1 protein-coding gene is annotated in these 1,554 nt (G+C 40.9%); it reads left to right on the top strand.

Features of this window, described 5'->3' with window-relative positions; all coding sequences use genetic code 11:
- Nucleotides 1-1,129, top strand: a 1,129-nt coding sequence (locus F6K20_RS37955) for a hypothetical protein (RefSeq protein ID WP_287298330.1), incomplete at its 5' end; no start/stop codon positions are given.
- Nucleotides 1,130-1,554 lie beyond the last annotated feature (425 nt).

The raw sequence follows: 1,554 nt of genomic DNA, 5'->3' as shown, positions 1-1,554 counted from the left end.
TCGCTATTCCTTTGTTTCTCCTGAATTAAGGTTAGATGGTCAGCATCAAGTCTTCTTCAAGAAATTTTTGCTAGAACAACAGCGCGATGATTCACTGGTCAAGGAAATCAGTAGTAAAGCCCGAAGTTATCTGGAAAAGCGCTTTAACGAATATGACGTTAACCAAGCAAGGGATATCCGCTTAACCGATAGTTTAACCACTAGTGCCGAACAGTGGATCAATAATCATAAAAATCGAGAGATAATTAGTGATTGGATTTATTATGGGTTCTGGGAAAGTGAAAAAGAAGGTTGGAAGTATCTTATCCCCTATCTGGTGAAAGGATGGCTTTATAACCTCGACTGGGCACGTAGTCTTTTGGACATTCCAGTTCAGTTTACCTCTACAATAGAAAGCAACTATTTGTTAAGGCTTTTCAAATGGGGTCTACCTCCTTCAGAAAATATGACCGCTGGGACAGACGATCAGTCTCTGCTACTAGAGGAATTAGAAAAACCAACTAATCAGAGATCAGAAGATACTAATCAGAGATCAGAAGATAAAGAGTTGAGAGCGATTGTGCTACTCAAACGGGGTGATTTACTCTTTGAACAGGGAAAATATAATGAGGCTCGGGACAAATACCAGGAATCAAAAAACTACATACCCGATCAAGGGATAACCTTGACACAGAAGTTATTATTCTCAGAGCAAAGAGTAGAAGCTTATATTAAAGACGAGCATAATATCCAAAAACAATTACTGGAAGTTATCAAAAAAATCGATAATAGATTGACACGAGAAGAAAATAAACAGCCAACATCAACCTCAGATAATTTGGAGAAAAATTTAGAAGACCAAGCAAAGCCTATCTTAGAAACTAGTAAAGATGTACCACAACAGCCTTCAGACATAAAGTCTTCCCCACATTCAGATGAACTTCCGCCAAAAAAGTTAAATTATATCCCGATAAAAGCGGTATTTATAGGGTTTAGTGGAGGGGTTTTATCGGGGGTTTTGATTAGTGGTAATGGAAACGTTTTCTTGTGGGTACTTGTGGGGTTTTTATTAGGGATTATCCTTGGTAATGACGAAATTCGTTACGCTTTTAAGGGGCTATATGACCAGATTATAGCCTTTTTCAAATAGGTAAGGTGCGGGAGTAGGTCAATAATCGCCTCATCCCAGGACCTTTTGGTTCACTAGTAGATATTGCCAAAGCAGCCGTTTTTCTGGCGTTGCTGATTCTGGGTATGGTTTTGCCCCCCTAGCCCCCCAATTTTGGGGGGAATAAGACTTTCTTGCGTCCCCCAAGCGAGGGATTGCTCGCTTGGGGGACCCACGGGGGCTTGACCAAAACCAGATGATCGCGTATTCATTCCTTGATTCAGCAACGCCAGAAAAATGGCCTTGCGTCAGTCTTCGCGCTGAATAGGAGTAGAGTGGATGCGGTCTTTGGTGACCCGATCGGCTACTTTCCCCCTAATTATCCCTGGTATGAGGTAAGTTGGTAGAATTTATTTTTTGCGACTATTTCTATGGTTATTGCTGTTATTTTTGGGTAAATTGAAGCC

It is taken from the genome of Moorena sp. SIO2C4 (assembly GCF_010672485.1).
In the GTDB taxonomy this organism is placed as follows: Bacteria; Cyanobacteriota; Cyanobacteriia; order Cyanobacteriales; family Coleofasciculaceae; genus Moorena; species Moorena producens.
The sequence above is the reverse complement of the archived record's forward strand: the minus strand, read 5'-3'. Positions and strand labels throughout refer to the sequence as shown.